General features: G+C 49.9%; 12 protein-coding genes. 11 read left to right on the top strand and 1 reads right to left on the bottom strand.

What is annotated here, in order from left to right:
• Positions 1-14 precede the first annotated feature (14 nt).
• The 11 genes from LQ247_RS19255 (at position 15) to LQ247_RS19205 (ending at position 16,329) form a co-directional block, all read left to right on the top strand.
• Positions 15-626: a YesL family protein gene (locus LQ247_RS19255; protein WP_095290130.1), complete on the top strand. Its 612-nt coding sequence runs from the start codon at positions 15-17 to the stop codon at positions 624-626.
• 181 nt (positions 627-807) lie between these two features.
• The gene (locus tag LQ247_RS19250; protein WP_144498136.1) at positions 808-2,676 is read left to right on the top strand and encodes a rhamnogalacturonan lyase; all 1,869 of its coding nucleotides are present in this window, start codon (positions 808-810) and stop codon (positions 2,674-2,676) included.
• Positions 2,677-2,696: 20 nt separating this feature from the next.
• On the top strand, positions 2,697-4,328 hold the full coding sequence (locus LQ247_RS19245) for a rhamnogalacturonan acetylesterase (RefSeq protein WP_231006444.1): 1,632 nt from the start codon (positions 2,697-2,699) through the stop codon (positions 4,326-4,328).
• 121 nt (positions 4,329-4,449) lie between these two features.
• Positions 4,450-6,282 (top strand): rhamnogalacturonan lyase, encoded by a 1,833-nt coding sequence (locus LQ247_RS19240; RefSeq protein WP_231006476.1) that lies wholly within the window; start codon positions 4,450-4,452, stop codon positions 6,280-6,282.
• A gap of 122 nt (positions 6,283-6,404) precedes the next feature.
• Positions 6,405-7,397: an L-glyceraldehyde 3-phosphate reductase gene (gene mgrA, locus LQ247_RS19235; protein WP_101561224.1), complete on the top strand. Its 993-nt coding sequence runs from the start codon at positions 6,405-6,407 to the stop codon at positions 7,395-7,397.
• 15 nt (positions 7,398-7,412) lie between these two features.
• Positions 7,413-8,057: a rhamnogalacturonan acetylesterase gene (locus LQ247_RS19230; protein WP_101560762.1), complete on the top strand. Its 645-nt coding sequence runs from the start codon at positions 7,413-7,415 to the stop codon at positions 8,055-8,057.
• Positions 8,054-10,051 (top strand): beta-galactosidase, encoded by a 1,998-nt coding sequence (locus tag LQ247_RS19225; RefSeq protein WP_231006443.1) that lies wholly within the window; start codon positions 8,054-8,056, stop codon positions 10,049-10,051. The genes LQ247_RS19230 and LQ247_RS19225 overlap by 4 nt, the downstream gene beginning before the upstream one ends.
• Positions 10,052-10,229: 178 nt before the next feature.
• The gene (locus LQ247_RS19220; RefSeq protein WP_231006441.1) at positions 10,230-12,821 is read left to right on the top strand and encodes an exo-rhamnogalacturonan lyase family protein; all 2,592 of its coding nucleotides are present in this window, start codon (positions 10,230-10,232) and stop codon (positions 12,819-12,821) included.
• An 86-nt stretch (positions 12,822-12,907) separates the two neighbouring features.
• Positions 12,908-14,431 (top strand): extracellular solute-binding protein, encoded by a 1,524-nt coding sequence (locus LQ247_RS19215; protein WP_020451070.1) that lies wholly within the window; start codon positions 12,908-12,910, stop codon positions 14,429-14,431.
• Between the two features lie 41 nt (positions 14,432-14,472).
• A complete protein-coding gene (locus LQ247_RS19210; RefSeq protein WP_020451071.1) occupies positions 14,473-15,426 on the top strand; it encodes an ABC transporter permease in 954 nt (317 codons plus the stop codon).
• 18 nt (positions 15,427-15,444) lie between these two features.
• A complete protein-coding gene (locus LQ247_RS19205; protein ID WP_023856757.1) occupies positions 15,445-16,329 on the top strand; it encodes a carbohydrate ABC transporter permease in 885 nt (294 codons plus the stop codon).
• Between the two features lie 36 nt (positions 16,330-16,365).
• Here LQ247_RS19205 and LQ247_RS19200 read toward each other — a convergent pair whose 3' ends face one another.
• The gene (locus LQ247_RS19200; RefSeq protein WP_096748453.1) at positions 16,366-17,694 is read right to left on the bottom strand and encodes an APC family permease; all 1,329 of its coding nucleotides are present in this window, start codon (positions 17,692-17,694) and stop codon (positions 16,366-16,368) included.
• Between the last annotated feature and the right edge of the window lie 197 nt (positions 17,695-17,891).

The following is a 17,891-nucleotide window of genomic DNA, read 5'->3' as shown; positions in this document are numbered from 1 at the left end:
AAGGAGGATCGGACATGCGGGAAAAAGGCATGATGGCGATGATGTACGGCGCTTGTGAAGCGATCATGAAAATCGCCTGGCTGAACGCGCTCTGGGTTCTATTCACGCTAGGAGGAGGCGTTGTTTTCGGCTGGGCTCCGAGCACGGCCGCGATGTTCACGGTCGTGCGCAAGTGGCTGCTCGGCCGGACGGACGCACCGGTATTCAAAACGTTTTATCAAACGTATAAAAAAGAGTTTTTCAAAACAAACGGACTTGGCCTCATCCTCCTCGCCGCCGGCACAATTTTATTAGTAAACTATCAATTTTTCCGCGTCCGTGAGGATTTATTTTCAATCATCATCAGCTATGCCACACTGATGGCCGGACTCATGTATGTCGTAGTTTTCGTGTATATTTTTCCGCTTTACGTTCACGTTCAGTTGCCGTTTGCCCGCTATTTTTCACAGGCTGCACTGATCGGTCTCGTTCGTCCTTTGACGACGGCCGGAATGGCTGCTGCTGGAGGCTTTGTCGTTTATGTGCTGTTGACGGTTCCGGGACTGATTCCATTTTATGGTGTCAGTTTGTTTGCTCTTGTATTAATGTTCATCGCACATCGCTGTTTTTTGCGCCTGGAAGGCTAGCTGAACCGTGCAAAAATGAGAAAAGTGAGCAAAAAAGTATCAATTGAAAAAGGAGAACCGCTTTAAATCGGACTTGAACACATCTTTTCCCTTCGGCAAAAAAGTGCAATTGAATAAAAATGGAAGCCGTAATAGAATCCCTTTTAAGTAAGCGCTTACAAAAAGGCGAAGGGAGAAGATGATGAAAAAAGGAAAGAAAAGGTGGAAGAAACTGTTGGCCATGTCATCTCTATTATTCATCACGCTTGTGACCGGCTTCTCGGAACAAGCGGAAGCAGACGGGCGGACGGCTGCGCAGGCAAGGCAAATGGAGTCGCTGAACCGGGGGCTTGTCGCTGTTAAAACGGGGAACGGTGTCTTTGTGAGCTGGCGGCTGCTCGGAACCGAGTCCGCTTCTGTTTCATTTAATGTGTATCGAAACGGAAAGAAGCTGAACGGTTCCCCGATTACATCGAGTACAAATTATCAGGATGCAGGCGGGGATTCGAATGCCGTTTACCAGGTGCGCGCCGTTTTGAACGGCGTGGAGCAGTCTCCTTCTGAAACCGCCGGAGTTTGGAATAAACCATACAAATCTGTTCCGCTGCAAAAACCGGCCGGGGGAAAAACGCCTGATGGGGTGTCATTCACATACAGCGCCAATGATGCGAGCGTCGGCGATCTTGATGGAGACGGCGAATATGAAATCATTCTCAAGTGGGATCCTTCCAATTCAAAGGATAATTCACAGGACGGATACACGGGAGACGTGCTGATTGACGCATACAAGCTTGACGGGACCATGATGTGGAGAATCAACCTTGGCAAAAACATTCGCGCCGGCGCCCATTATACACAGTTTCTCGTCTATGACTTTGACGGCGACGGAAAAGCGGAAATCGCCATGAAGACAGCCGACGGGACGAAAGACGGCAAGGGAAAGGTGATCGGAAATGCAAACGCCGATTATCGCAATGCCCAAGGCCGAATTTTGTCAGGGCCTGAGTATTTGACGGTTTTTAAAGGCGATACAGGCGCTGAGCTTACAACGGTCAACTACGAACCTGCCCGGGGAAATGTAGCCGATTGGGGAGACAGCTACGGCAACAGGGTTGACCGCTTTCTGGCCGGTGTCGCATACCTTGACGGGGAGCGGCCGAGTTTTGTCATGGCACGCGGTTATTACACGAGAACAGTGCTTGTCGCTTACAACTTTAGAGGCGGAAAGCTGACCAAACTGTGGACGTTCGATTCGGACGCTCCCGGAAATGGCGCCTATGCCGGTCAAGGTAACCACAGTTTGAGCGTCGCTGATGTTGACGGAGATGGAAAGGACGAAATCATATACGGAGCGATGGCTGTCGATCATGACGGTAAAGGCCTTTATTCAACCGGATGGGGACATGGGGATGCCATGCATACAGGAAACCTGGACCCCTCAAGACCGGGACTCGAAGTCTTTCAAGTGCATGAAAACAGCAATTCTCCCTATGGATTGTCTTTCCGGGACGCGAAAACGGGAAAGATCATCTGGGGAGTGCACGCAGGCAAGGATGTCGGACGCGGGATGGCTGCTGATATCGATCCGCGCTACGAAGGAGCGGAAGTATGGGCGAACGGCGGTCTTTATACGGCAAAAGGCGTAAAAATCGGGAGCACATTGCCTTCATCAACGAACTTCGGCATCTGGTGGGACGGCGATCTCCAAAGAGAGCTTCTGGACAGCAACAGAATTGATAAATGGGATTATCGAAATTCGCGAACCGTTAACTTGCTGACAGCATCTGGAGCTTCGGCAAATAACGGAACAAAAGCGACGCCGTCCCTGCAGGCTGACATTCTCGGAGACTGGCGCGAAGAAGTGATCTGGCGAGCAGATGACAGCAGCGAACTGCGCATCTACACGACGACAGATATGACGGAACACCGCTTGTATACGCTGATGCATGATGCCGTCTATCGCCTCGGAATCGCCTGGCAGAATGTCGGCTACAACCAGCCGCCGCACACCGGCTTTTATTTAGGCGAAGGCATGCAGACACCTGAGAAGCCGAACATTTATACACGCTGATGGAAAAGGGGAGCTGCATAATGAAGCGATATGTTCGTTGCGTATGGGCCATCCTTCTCCTTTTCTTCTTCAGCACGGGGATTGAGGGACCTGCGCAGCCGAAAGCCGCTGCCGCACATCACAGTCAGGATCTTTTTCTGTTCGATTTTGGAAAAGGTCCCGCTGAGAAGGATTATGTGAAAGTGAACGAGGCCTCCGCGTATCAAAATGGTAAAGGCTACGGGTTTTCACGGGCAGGGAACGCTGTGTGCAAAAAGACGCAAAAAAAAGAAGCGCTCAAGAAAGACTATTGTGTCGTGAACCGGACGGCTTTTCTGGCGGTTCTTTCTCCTGGCGAATACCGCGTAACCGTATTTGCCTCATCCCGCGGTGAATTGAAGCTTTATGCCGAAGGAGAGGAAATGGGGACGATCCCGGCCGGAGCAAAGGGAAGTTCAGCCGAAAAAGCGTTCACCGTTACGGTGGAAGACGGGCGTCTCGATTTGGAGTGGAAAGGACCTCAGCCAAAAGTGTATGCCGTCGAAATTTCGAAGGTGTATCAGTTTGATTTCGGTGACGGGCCTCTTGCTTCGGGCTTTATTCCGATAGACGCGCAATCGGCTTATACCCCTTTAAAAGGCTACGGATTTGACGACACAACAAAGGTGACTTGTACGGACCGCGGTATCGCCGATCCGCTTCGTTCAGACTTTTGCATACCGGATGGAACGGCGTTTACGGTCGATTTGCCTGACGGTCAATATCATGTCCGGCTGATAACCGGAGATGCCCGGGCAAAAACGAACATGGACGTACGGGCAAATGGCATGATTCAGCTCTATTCATTTGGAGCGGAAGCGGGCGGATACAACGAAAAAACGTTTCCGATTCATATTTCCGGTGGCCGCCTTTCCATTCAAGCCATAGCAGCGAGAACAGCGCCGCGCCTCAATGCGCTGGTCTTGACGAAGACGGCTTATCATGTAACGGATGACAAGACGACGGTTTTTCTGGCGGGAGATTCCACGGTTTCCGATTATGAACCAGGTTATGCGCCGATGGCAGGCTGGGGGCAATTTTTAGGCGGCTATTTCTCGGATGAAATTGTCATCGACAACCAGGCGAAACGCGCGAGAAGCGCGAAAAGTTTTGTGGATGAACGGTCGCTGGATACGATTTTAAACCGGATGAAACGGGGCGATTATTTGTTGATTCAGTTCGGCATCAATGACGCCGGGCAAGATCCGGCCCGTCATACAGATCCGTATACGACATTTCAGGAATACTTGAGAACCTACATTAACAAAGCCCGCGAAAAAGGAGGACGGCCTGTGCTCGTCACTTCTCAAAGTAAACGAACCTATGATGAAAAGGGCGTTTTTTACAACAGCATCGGAGAATATCCGAACGCAATGAGACAGCTCGGACGGGAAATGAACGTTCCGGTGCTCGATTTAAATAAAAAGAGCATTGATTATTACAACGAGATCGGCGTTGAAGCGACTAAAAACGTATTTATGTTTTTAGAGCCGGGAGAAAGCCCGAATTATCCAGACGGAATCCAGGACAGGGTGCATGTTCACGAGTTCGGCGCCAACCAATTGGCAAGGCTCGTGACAGAAGAAATCGCCGATATGAACATGTATCCGCTGAAACATTCGCTCAAGAAATAAGGTGTCGGGAGAGCCGGTCTCCGGTTCTCCCGTTTGCCATTCCAAACCGTAAAGGGGAGAGAGGACGATGGGAGAAAAAGACGTACATGCAGCAGCTGAACGCGTTCGGCCGGTGAAATCGATGGCAAAACCGAGGCAAATGGAACGCTTGAACCGCGGACTTGTGGCCGTAAAAACAAAAAAAGGGGTTTTTCTCAGCTGGCGGCTCTTAGGAACAGATCCGGAAGAAACGGCTTTCAACCTATATCGCAACGGTCACAGAATCAACTCAACACCCGTTTCATCATCGACCAACTTTCTTGATAAACACGGAAACGGAGAATCTGTCTATTATGTGACAAAGGTTCTCGGAGATCAGGAAGTCGAGCAGTCGCACAAAACAGCTGTCTGGCAGAAGCCGTACTTGGATGTTCCGTTAAACAAGCCTGACGGCGGGACAACTCCTGACGGCGTACAGTATACGTACAGCGCCAATGACGCGAGCATCGGAGATCTCGACGGCGACGGAGAATACGAAATTGTGCTCAAATGGGACCCGTCCAATTCGAAAGATAATGCACACAACGGCTATACCGGAGAAGTCATCATCGATGCATATAAGCTTGATGGGACATTCATGTGGAGGATTCATCTCGGGAAAAACATCCGCGCGGGCGCCCATTATACGCAATTGATGGTCTATGATCTTGACGGCGACGGGAAAGCGGAAATCGCCATGAAGACAGCTGACGGAACGGTTGACGGAACTGGTCGGGTGATTGGCGATCCTGCTGCCGATTACAGAAATGAAAATGGACGAATTTTGGACGGGCCTGAATATTTGTCGATTTTTCACGGGGAAACGGGAAGGGAATTGGCAACCATGGATTACGATCCGCCGCGGGGCAGGCTTGAGGATTGGGGAGACGGATACGGCAACCGCATGGATCGATTTTTGGCAGGCATCGCCTATTTGGACGGTGAAAGGCCGAGTCTTGTTATGGCGCGCGGCTATTACACAAGAACGGTGCTTGCCGCTTACAACTTCCGGGACGGCAAGCTGACCAAGCTATGGACATTTGACAGCGACAAGCCCGGAAACGAAGGTTATGCAGGGCAGGGAAACCATAGTCTGAGCGTCGCGGATGTCGACGATGACGGGAAAGATGAGATCGTCTACGGTGCGATGGCCGTGGATCATGATGGAACAGGGCTTTATACGACAGGGCTTGGGCACGGTGACGCCATGCATGTGAGCGATCTTGACCCGGATCGACCCGGGCTGGAAGTCTTCCAAGTGCATGAAGACCCGCGCCTTCCGTACGGTCTCTCATTTCGCGATGCGGGTACAGGGGAGATCCTCTGGGGAGTGCCGGCCGATACAGATGTTGGGCGGGGAATGGCCGCGCATATCGATCCCCGCTATAAAGGCTCGCTTGTCTGGGCGATCGATCCCCCGGGTAATGAAGGGAAATCATACGGCCTCTATACGAGTAAGGGAGAAAAGCTCAGCGACGCCGCTCCGGCTTCGGCCAATTTTGCGATTTGGTGGGACGGCGATCTTCTCCGCGAGCTGCTTGACCACGATTGGAAAGAACCCGCCGGCATCCCGAAAATTGATAAATGGGACTATCACAGCGGCAGGCTGGTCAATCTGCTCACTGCTGACGGAACGCTGTCTAACAATTGGACGAAAGGGACGCCCGTGCTTCAGGCCAATCTATTCGGCGATTGGCGCGAAGATGTCGTATTCCGCACCGCGCGAAGCGATGCTCTGCGAATATACACAACGACCGAGCTGACTGAACATCGTTTCTATACGTTCATGCACGATCCCGTCTACCGCTTGGGGGTAGCCTGGCAAAATGTCGCTTACAATCAGCCGCCTCACCCCGGATTTTATTTGGGAACCGGAATGGACAAGCCGCCCCGGCCGAATATTTATACCGCTCCCTGTAAGAGACATGAAGAGTGACAGAGATCGCCGGTTCATTCAGGTTTATTAAATATACAAAAAAGTATGATTGTAATCTCACAGCCTGTTCCCATAAAATGAATGGTAAGCGATTTCATTCCAAAATGAAAAGAGGGATTCATATGGAGTATCAGGCGAGTGATACACGCTATGAAAATATGAAATACAACCGCTGCGGGCATTCAGGTTTAAAACTGCCTGCTTTGTCTTTAGGGCTTTGGCATCATTTCGGAGAAGCCAATTCGTTTCAAAATGCCAAAGCACTGTTAAGAAAAGCATTCGATCTGGGAATCACCCACTTTGACTTGGCGAATAATTATGGTCCGCCCCCCGGTTCTGCCGAAGAAACTTTCGGAAAAGCGCTGAAAACCGATTTTGCCCGCTACCGTGATGAAATGGTCATCAGCACGAAAGCCGGCTATACTATGTGGCCCGGACCATACGGCGATTGGGGGTCAAAAAAGTACCTCGTCGCAAGCCTTGATCAAAGTTTAAAACGAATGGGCATAGATTATGTCGATATATTTTATTCGCACCGCCCTGATCCCCATACACCGCTGGAAGAGACGATGGGAGCGCTCGCCCATATCATCAGGCAAGGAAAAGCTTTATATGTCGGTCTGTCGAACTACAGCGCCGAACAGACCGAAAAGGCGGCCGATATTTTGCAAGAATACGGGGTTCCGCTCCTCATCCATCAGCCCAAATATTCAATGTTCCACAGAGAACCGGAAAACGGCCTGCTGCAAGTGCTGCAGAAAAAAGGAGCCGGGGCGATCGCGTTTACACCTCTTGCTCAAGGGCTTTTATCAACGAAATATTTGACTGGGATTCCCGCCGGGTCTAGAGCCGCAGATGTGAACAGTCCGTTTTTGCAGGCCGAGAGCATCACAGAAGACGTGCTCGGCAAAGTCCGCAAGCTGAATCAAGTGGCGGCCGAACGCGGCCAATCCCTGCCGCAAATGGCGATAGCCTGGCTTTTAAAAGATCCGCGCGTCACCTCGGTGCTGATCGGTGCAAGCAAAACCGAACAGATCGAAGAAAATGCCGCTGCTCTTAAGTCCGCTCGATTCTCAGCTGAAGAGCTCGACACAATTGATAAAATTCTTTCATAAAAAGGAGTGGTCGTGATGACAATCAGCATCTATTTGGCCGGCGATTCGACCGTGCAGAATTATAAGGTGGATTCGCCTCAAGGAGGCTGGGGCGAATTTCTTCAGTCTTATGTATCCGGAAATGTACAGGTGATCAATCGGGCCATCGGGGGCCGAAGTTCAAAAACGTTCGTTGAAGAAGGAAGGCTTGCATCGATTTTAGATGTGATCAAACAGAACGATTGGCTGTTCGTTCAGATGGGGCACAATGACGCGTCGAAAGACAAACCAGAACGCTATACTGAGCCGTATACAACGTATAAACAATACTTGAAAATGTACGTTGACGGCGTGCGTCAAAAAGGGGCATCGCCGCTTCTCATCACGCCTGTCGCAAGGCTCCATTACAAAGACGGCGTCTTTTTAAACGATTTCCCGGACTACTGCATCGCGATGAAGCAGGTGGCAAGTGAAGAAAACGTCCGCTTGATCGATTTAATGGACAAAAGCCTGCAGCATTTTGCGGAAAAAGGGTACAGCGAGGTATTTAAATATTTTATGATCTCGGAAAATGTCAACGACTACACACATTTTACGAAAAAAGGGGCCCGGGAAATGGCGAAGCTTGTCTCTATCGGCATTCGAGAGCTCGGTCTGCCGTTTGTTAAAGAGACGGTATGAAGATGAACGGAAAACTGTATCACGGCGCTTGCTTTTATCCCGAATTATGGGATGAGGACGTGCTGGATGAAGATATCAGGATGATGAAGCGAGCCGGGATCAATGTCGTCAGAATCGGGGAGTTTGCTTGGTCAAGGATGGAGCCGGAAGAAGGCAGGATCGATGTCGGATTTTTTGCTGGCGTCATCCGAAAGCTCCACGACAACAAAATTGAAACGGTCATGTGCACACCGACTGCGACACCGCCGATCTGGCTGACCCACGGGCACCCGGAAAGAATGCATGTGAATGAAAAAGGAGAGACGATGGGACACGGTTCGAGGCAGCATGCCTGCACAAACCATCCGTATTTCAGAGAGCGGGCCCGCCTGATCATCAAACATATCGCCAAAGAGCTCGGAGAACTGCCGGGATTGATCGGATGGCAGCTTGACAATGAGTTCAAATGCCATGTCGCAGAATGCATGTGTGAAACGTGCCGCACATTATGGCACAAATGGCTGGAAGACCGCTATCAGACGATTGACCGTCTGAATGAGGCTTGGGGTACAGGCGTATGGAGCGAAACGTATCAGCGCTTCGAGCAAGTTCCGCAGCCCGGACCGACCCCGTTTTTGCACAATTCTTCTTTAAGGACGATGTATCAGCTGTTTTCGATGGACAAGATTTCTGAATTTGCGCGTGAGCAGGCTGAGGTGATCAGAACATATTCCAACGCCCCGATCACCCATAACAGCAGCGTCATGTTCGGCGTTGATCATGAAGATCTTTTCAAGAGCCTTGATTTCGCCTCGTTTGATACGTACGCCAGCCAGGAAAACAGTGCCGCCTTTTTGTTTAATTGTGATTTATGGAGAAACATTAAAAAAGGACGGCCGTTCTGGATAATGGAAACGAGCCCTTCCTACAGCGCTTCGCTTGAAAGCTATGCCGTGCCTCATCAAAACGGCTATTTGAAGGCTGAAGCGGTCTCTTCTTATGCTCTTGGCGGAGCCGCGTTCTGCTATTGGCTGTGGCGTCAGCAGAGAGCCGGATCTGAACAGCCGCATGGATCAGTGATCAGCGCATGGGGGGAGCCTGATGTGGGATATGATCATGTGCTCGAAGTCGAGCAGGCGAGACGGGAGGTTGAGCACATCATGCTGGCGACGGACCCTTTGCAGGCTGAAACAGCCGTCGTCTATTCGGATCGTGCAAAGGTGTTTTTGAAAACGGAGTCACATCGGGGTCTTCACTACAGAACACTGATCACCGAGTTTTATAACCGATTGTTAAAGATGGGCATTCACAGAGATGTCATTCTTGAAGGGAGCCCGCTTGACGGCTATAAACTGCTGTTTACGCCGTTTATTCACTATCTTCCGCCTGCGTTTATCAAAAAAGCCGAAGCCTTTGCACAAAGTGGCGGCATTTGGATTGCGGGGCCGCTGACGGGCGGAAGAACAGAAAATCATACGGTTCACACTGATTGCGGATTAGGGGAATTGGAAAAAAGTTCTGGAGTCAAAACGCTTTATACATTTCCGATGGATGAGCGGAACTCGAGTGGAGCGGCGTTTGGCGTAAAGGCGCCGCTGAGTCTGTGGAGCGCTGTTTTTAAAGCCGGCGGCACCGAGGCTGTCGGGATAATTGAAAAAGGCCCGGCGTCAGGAAAAGCGTTCATCACAGAGCATAAATGCGGAAAAGGAAAAATCGTCATGCTCGGGTCGATGCCGGCAGGCGAAGCGGGTGACATCATGATGAAAAAGCTGATCAGTCATTACGCAGAAGAAGCGGGTGTTACACAGAAAACCGATGCCACTCCCGGAACAGTCGTCGCGCCCCGGAAAGGAGCAGACGGTCTTGTCTGGGTCGTGATCAATATGGACGGCAAAGGAGGCGCAGTGACACTTGACGGAAACGGAACCGATTTATTGTCCGACAGGCCCGTATCCGGACGCGTGACACTCGGCCCGCACGAATACCGCGTGGTTTTGTTTTCAGAGAATAAATGAATCGCCGCAGGCGCTTGCCGGCGGCTTTTTTGTTTCGTTTTGCTAAAAAAGGGATGATGCCTGCAAAAAAAGGAGCAGACACCTCTCCAATATAAGCAAAAAAGGAATATTGACGGTCAAAAGGCTAAACAGGAAAATATTCACTGACCAATCGGTTAAACAGAAAGGAGGAACACTTATGAAAGCACAGACTGAACTAAAATGGCTGAATAGGGCGCCTGCCGCGTTCGGCGGGGTGACCTGGGGAGTTCCTTGGGCAAAAGGAGTGCTGCAAAAAGGAGAGACGGTCGCCATTGCTTCGAAAAACGCCCCGTGTTTGCAAACATGGCCGCTCGCGTATTGGCCTGACGGCTCGCTTAAATGGACGGGGCATGCCGCAGTCTTCCCTAAAGAAAGCGGCAGCCGATTTACATTGAAAAAAGGGGGGGCCGGCGTCCCTAAAACCGTCATGAATGTCAGTGAGCAGAAAGATGAAATCACGGTGAATACGGGCGCGATAGTCTGCAGGCTTGGAAAATCGGGGACGGAACTCATCCGTTCGATTTCCATTTCCGGGGAAATGATGGCGAAAGAAGGGCGGCTCATCGCTTTAAAAGAAAAAAGAAGCGGCTCAGATTCACAATGCATGTATCATATTGAACGGTTTGAGAGCATGATCAAACGTACGGCAATCGAACAAAACGGTCCGGTTAAGACAGTCGTCAAGATTGAAGGCGTCCACCGCGGCGGAGGCATCGATGTTTGGCTCCCTTTTACCGTCAGGCTGTCTTTCTATGCCGGTGATCCGTCCATCCGGATCGTGCACACGATCTTCATCGACTGTGAAGCAGAAACAGAATGGATCAAAGGACTCGGTTTCGAGATGAGCGCGGTTTTGAGCGGAGCGCCGAGAAACAGGCATATCCGCTATGCGGCCGACGGAGGGATTTACGGAGAGGCTTCTCAGCTGCTTGTGACGAGAAGATTCAATGAAACAAACGGACTCTATGAACGACAGATTGCGGGACAGCCTGTACCGGAAAAGTCGGCAGTCGTGCGCGATGCCGAGAGAAACGCCGTCTGGAACGATTTCAAGCTCATCCAGGACTCCCCTGTTCACTGGCGCTTAAAAAAGCGAACCGGCAAAGGCTGCGCCTGGGTGGACGCGATTCATGGGGAGAGAGCGAAAGGGCTGATGTATGCAGGCGGGGAAAACGGCGGCATCGCACTCGGGCTCAGGAACTTCTTTGAAAAATATCCGTCATCGCTTGAAGCGAAAGGTCTTGCCGGCGGGGAAACGAAATTGGCGGTATGGTTTTGGCCTCCTGAAGCTGAAGCGATGGATTTCCGTCATTATTCAAAAGACACTCATGTTGAAAGCGCATATGAAGGGTTTGCCGAAATGAGGTCAACGGCCGTCGGCATTGCCAATACGAACGAAGTCAGCCTCGCCTGTTTTGCAAATCCGCCGAGCGATGAAGAGCTGAATAGAGCGGCGGACGAATGGCAAAATCCCCCGCTGCTTATTTGTAAGCCTGACTATTATTATCACACCCGCGCGCTGGGCGTTTGGAGCCTGAAAGATAAACGGCACCCGCTCTCGGCTGTGCTTGAAGATCAGCTTGACGAGGCTCTCAAGTTTTACATGAACGAAGTCGATCAGCGGAGCTGGTACGGCTATTGGCATTACGGTGATGTGATGCATACGTACGATGCCGTCCGGCATGTATGGCGGTACGACCTTGGCGGCTATGCATGGCAAAATACGGAACTCGTTCCGAACCTCTGGCTTTGGCAGTCTTTTTTCAGATCCGGTACGGAAGACATCTTCAGAATGGCGGAAGCGATGACCCGTCACACTAGCGAAGTCGACTGCTATCATTTCGGGGAGTATAAAGGCCTCGGTTCAAGGCACAATGTCCTCCATTGGGGCTGCGGGTGCAAGGAAGCGAGAATTAGCATGGCCGGCCTTCATAAGCCTTATTACTTTTTGACGGCGGACGAGAGAACGGGAGACGTGTTATCTGAAGTAAAAGATGCCGATCGAGCGCTTGAGACGCTTGATCCGATGAGAGCTTATTATCCGGAAAAAGAGTTTCCCGCCCACGCAAGAGTAGGCCCCGACTGGGCGGCGTTCTGTTCCAACTGGCTGACGGAATGGGAGCGGACAGGCGATGAAGCGTACCTTGATAAAATCAAACGGGGGATCGGCCGGCTTAAAGCGCTGCCGCTTCGTCTGTTGTCCGGACCGACTTTCGGATACGATCCTGAAGCTTCAGATCTGCTTCATATGGGAGACGGGAATCATGGCGGCTATCATATGGTCATCGCCTTCGGTGCCCCGCAAACATGGATGGAGCTTGCAGAACTGCTTGAGGATGTCGAATGGAAGGAGATGCTAGGGGAATTCGGCGAATTTTATTTGCTGACTGATGAAGAAAAGCGCAAAAGGAGCGGCGGGAAGCTTCACGATGATTTATTTCACTGGCCGATGTTCTCCGCTGCCATGGCCGCTTACGCTGCCCGGCTCCGCCAAGACCGGAAGCTCGCCGAACAAGTGTGGCGCCTGTTGCTCGATGAAAAACAAAGCCATACACCGCTGCCGATCACTCCAAAACAAATCCATGCCTGGAAAACGATCACGGAAATTCCCTGGGTTACAACAAACTGCGTCTCACAATGGTGCCTAAACTTGATAGCCGTGCTGGAGCTGCTCAAAGATATGCCGCCTGATCAGGACATGCAAGAAAAGATCATTCAGGCAATGAAAGATCATCCCGCTCGCACGTGAAGGCAAAAAATGAAGGTTGCCGGAAAAATGTAAGCGCTTTAAATTTGAGTGGAACAATTGAGACGATCAAAAGGGGGAATTGTAAAATGGCAAGACTGAAGCTGAAGGGAAACAAATGGCTCGCTGCACCCGCTGTTTTTTTGCTCTTGATGGGGTGCAGCGCAAATGAGACGGCCAATCAAGACGGGAAAGGAAAAGAAAAGGATGCCATTCATATTATGGCTCCGCTCCTGTCGCCGGAAAGTCCGGGAGAAAACAGCCCGTCTTTAAAAGCGCTCGAAACATACACGAAAAAACAAATCAAAGTGACATGGGTTCCGAACTCTTCCTATAATGATAAATTCAACATCGTCATGGCCTCGGGAGATTTGCCGCAAGCCATCGTCGTCACGGACAAGTCCCCGGGGTTTATCAAGTCTGTCAAATCAGGTGCGTTTTGGGAGCTTTCACCTTATTTAAAAGACTACCCGAACCTCGGAAAGGCCGATAAAAAAGTGATGAAGAACAGTTCCATCAACGGCGAGATTTACGGTATTTACAGGGCGAGGGACCTGATCCGCGCTTCGATCATCATCAGAACGGACTGGCTCGAAAATGTCGGTCTGGAGATGCCGAAAACAATCGACGAATTTTACGACGTGCTGAAAGCGTTTAAAGAAAAAGACCCCGACGGAAACGGGAAGGATGATACGTACGGCATGGTGGTGCCGAAATGGATGGGGCTTGGAAACGGGAGCCCGTGGGATATTATGCAGACGTGGTTCGGTGCACCAAACCGCTACGGAATAGACGAAAAAGGTGAACTCATTCCGGACTTCACGACAGAAGAGTATATGGAAGCGCTGCGGTTTTTCAAAAAGCTGTATGATGAGGGACTGATCAATAAAGACTTCGCCGTCATGGATTCAGCGAAGTGGAACGATCCAATCGTCAAAGGAAAAGCGGGTGTCATCGTCGATACCGGTTCGCGGGCCTCACAAATTCAAAGCGCAATGGAAGAAGCAGATCCCGCTAACAAGGATGTGATCGACGTCACCGGAACGGTCAAAGGCCCGAAAGGAACGTATACATTCCCGACATCGGGATACGCCGGAATGATTGCCATTCCGAAAGCGAGCGTCAAAACGGAAAAAGAATTGAAAGAAGTGCTCAGCTTCCTGGATAAAATGAACGATGAAGAGGCACAAATTATTGCCAACAACGGTATAAAAGGGCGCAACTATAAGCTTGAGAACGGAACGTACACGTCCCTTGAAAAAAATAATAAAAAACTGCTTTATGAGCACGAAGGTCTTGCGCAGTTCAGCATGGGCATTCCCGAACAAAGATACCATGTGGAAAAACAAGAATCAAAGCTGTTCAAACACCGTGAACAGATTCTCAAAGAAGGGGAAAAAATCGCCGTATTCAATCCGGCTGAATCGCTCGTTTCAGATGTTTACACCCAAAAAGGGGCACAGCTTGACAACATCATTCTCGATGCCAAAACACAGTTTATCATCGGCGACATCGATGAAAAAGGCTTTCAAGATGCCGTGCAGCTTTGGTATAAAAGCGGTGGTGAAGATTTGATGAAAGAACTGAACAAACGCTACAAGGAGACGAAATAGCTCAGATCTTCAACCAGCATACGAAAGGGGGGATGCAGCACGTGGAAATCACCGCTAAAACAGGGAAAACCGCTGTTGAGACAGAAAAGAAACCGACTGGGCTGCAAGCTGTAAAACGGGATAAATGGCTTTATCTTCTGCTTGTTCCCGGTGTTTTATATTTTCTCATATTTAAATATTGGCCGATGTGGGGCGTGTTCATTGCTTTTAAAGATTATTCGCCTTATCTCGGATTTTGGCAGAGCGAATGGGTCGGGTTCGAGTATTTTAAAGATTTCTTTATGAACCCTGACTTTTTCCGCCTGCTCCGCAACACGCTCATGCTCGCCGCTCTCGATTTGATTTTTGCATTTCCGGCTCCGCTGATTGTCGCACTCATGCTGAATGAACTGCGGCATGCCATCTATAAACGGTGCATTCAGACGTTTATATATGTTCCGCATTTCGTCTCATGGACGATCGTCGTCAGCATGACATTTGTCTTTTTTACAGTTGATACGGGCGTGATGAATAAAATGCTGCAAAGCATAACGGGAAAAGAGATTGCTTTTCTCTCGGATCCCGAATGGTTCAGGCCGATGATTGTGCTGCAAAGCATATGGAAGGAGACGGGCTGGGGAACGATCCTGTTTCTGGCGGCGCTCGCTTCGGTTGACCAGGAGCAGTATGAAGCGGCAGTGATGGACGGGGCAGGCAGATTAAGGAGAATGTGGCACATTACCCTTCCGGCCATCAGAAGCACGATCGTCGTGCTTCTCATCTTAAGAATCGGCAGTTTTTTAAACATCGGCTTTGAACAGATTTTTTTAATGACCAACTCTTTAAACCGGAGCGTGGCTGAAATTTTTGACACGTATGTCTATGTTGTCGGAATTACGCAAGGCGCATACAGCTATAGTACGGCAGTCGGGCTTTTTAAATCGGTTGTCGGAATCATTCTGATATTCGGCGCCAATTATATCGCGAAAAAGTTTGACCAGGACGGTCTGTTTTAATGAATGGAGGTGAAAAGGATGTCCGGTGCGGAAACGATCCATAACACAAAAGCGGGGCGGGTATTCGATTGGTTTAATGTGCTCTTTCTCGGCTGCTGCGGGCTGATAACCGTCTTGCCTTTTCTGTATATTATCGCGGGATCTTTTGCAACGGAGGCCGAGCTGGCGGAAAAGAGCTTCTTTATCTTTCCTGAGACATTCTCGCTTGACGCGTACCGCTATATTTTTTCAACGCCGACATTTATCAGGAGCATGGGGGTGTCTGTGTTCATTACGGTTGTGGGAACGATTGTCCAGCTCTTTTTTACATTTACGATGGCCTATCCTCTTGCGAAACGGCACATTAAGGGAAGAAACCTGCTATTGAATCTCGTTATTTTTGCGATGCTTTTCAGCGGAGGAATGATTCCGACGTATATTGTCGTCAAATCACTGGGACTGCTCGATTCGTACTGGGCGCTAATATTGCCGATGGCGATTAATCCGTTCAATCTTATTATTATTAAAAACTTTTTTCAGCAACTTCCGAAAGAACTTGAGGAGTCGGCAAAGATTGACGGCTGTTCAGAAATCGGCGTGTTCTTAAGGATCGCGCTGCCGCTGTCAAAGCCGATTATTGCAACTTTTGCGCTGTTTTATGCGGTCGGGATTTGGAACGACTTTTTCCATGCTTTGCTGTACATCAATGACAGCGCGAAATGGCCGCTGCAAATGGTGCTGCGCCAAGTGACGATTCTTTCGGATCTGACAGGGACGACGAATGATATGATGGAAGCGGTGCCGCCTGAACAATCGATTAAACTGGCCGTTATCGTCATTGCGACGCTGCCGATTTTAGCCGTGTACCCGTTTTTGCAGAAGCATTTTGCCAAAGGCATTCTGATCGGGTCTGTAAAGGGATAAAAAAACCGCCTGGCTCATGAGCCGGCGGCTTACGGCTCAGGCGGCTGAGCCGTTTTTATTTCTTTTTTTCATCCAAAAATAAACCGGGAGACCGACGAGGCCGATCAAAATTGACCACAGGCAGCTGTAAAAGTCAGTGATAAGCGTGCTGATAAGAACAAACAATGACCCGAGAATAGCCGCAACAGGCAGGTAAGGGTAGAGCGGCACGCTGTAAGCTCTCCCTTGGCCGTTCTTCCGTCTCCGCAAAATAAATACCGCGAAAAACGCCATGACATAGAAGATGTAAATCATAAAAATCGAAACCTCTGACAGCTTTTCCGGATTGCTGATGATCATTAAGATGACAGCGAACATCATCTGGACGATGACCGCGATCCAAGGCGTATGGAATGCCGGATGAACATGCGAGATCCAGCGGGAGAACGGAAGCTGTTTTTTCTCAGCCATCGCAAAGATCACGCGCGGAAAAGACAGAACTTTTCCGTTTAAGCAGCCGAAGATGCTGACGATAATTCCGATGGAGATCAGCTTGCCGCCGATCGGTCCGAACAGCATTGTCGCGGCTGTGCTTGTCGCATTTTCGCCAAGCTTGACAATCTGATCGGCAGGAAGAATGTGAAGCAGCGCCAAGTTAATGAACAGGTAGCAGGCTGTGACGATCAGTATCCCGCCTGTCATCGCTTTCGGGAGCACTTTTTCCGGGTTCTTCATTTCTCCGCCGAGTGCCGCAAGAAGGATCCAGCCGTCATACGCGAAGAGCGTCGCCAATACCGCCGCTCCGAAGTTTTGGCTGGCGATGCTCTCCGTAACTGTACTGAAAATATGTTCATTGCCCTGCCATAGACCGAACACAATGATACATACAATGGGAATCAGCTTTCCGATCGTTGTGACCGTCTGTACCGCTCCGCCGTATTTTGTTCCGACGATGTTGACGATGCATAAAAAGGCGACGGTGATAATGCCGATGAGTGCAGTCCATGATTTATCCCAGGAAAACAAGTTGGCTACTAGCGAGCCGAAATATAATCCGAGTGCGCCGATGATGGCCGGTCCGTAGATGATAATCTGCACCCAGCCGCATAAGAACCCCCAGAACTCGCCGTAAATTTCTTCAAGATATGTGTAAAGCCCGCCCGTTTTCGGAATTTGAGCGCCCAGTTCGGCGATTGTCAGCCCGCCAGCTAGCGTCAAGATTCCGCCAAGGATCCAGGCAAAAAGAGCAATTTGTGCGTTTCCGGAATAGGAAAGCACGCTGCCGGGCTTCATAAACACGCCGGAACCGATGATCGTTCCAATCACAAGAGATAGCGCAAATAACAAGCCTATCTCTTTTTTTAGTCCGTTTGCTTCTGCATTCATTGCGATGCCTCCCATTGATGTAATCTCTTTTATAGAAAACTATTTTTATATTGTAATACCTTTTTTAAAAAAGAAAAATTAAATAAATTTTCAGATTTTCGCATTTTTTGTGTATGTTAAACATTTTAAGGTCGTAAAACCCGAAGGGGACAGGAATAACCGAACCTTTTTAAGTCATTTCGGAGTTATTGTTAGTT

Source organism: Bacillus sp. BS3(2021), from assembly GCF_021043345.1.
GTDB classification, from domain to species: Bacteria; Bacillota; Bacilli; order Bacillales; family Bacillaceae; genus Bacillus; species Bacillus paralicheniformis.
This window is presented reverse-complemented; position numbering and strand designations above follow the sequence as displayed.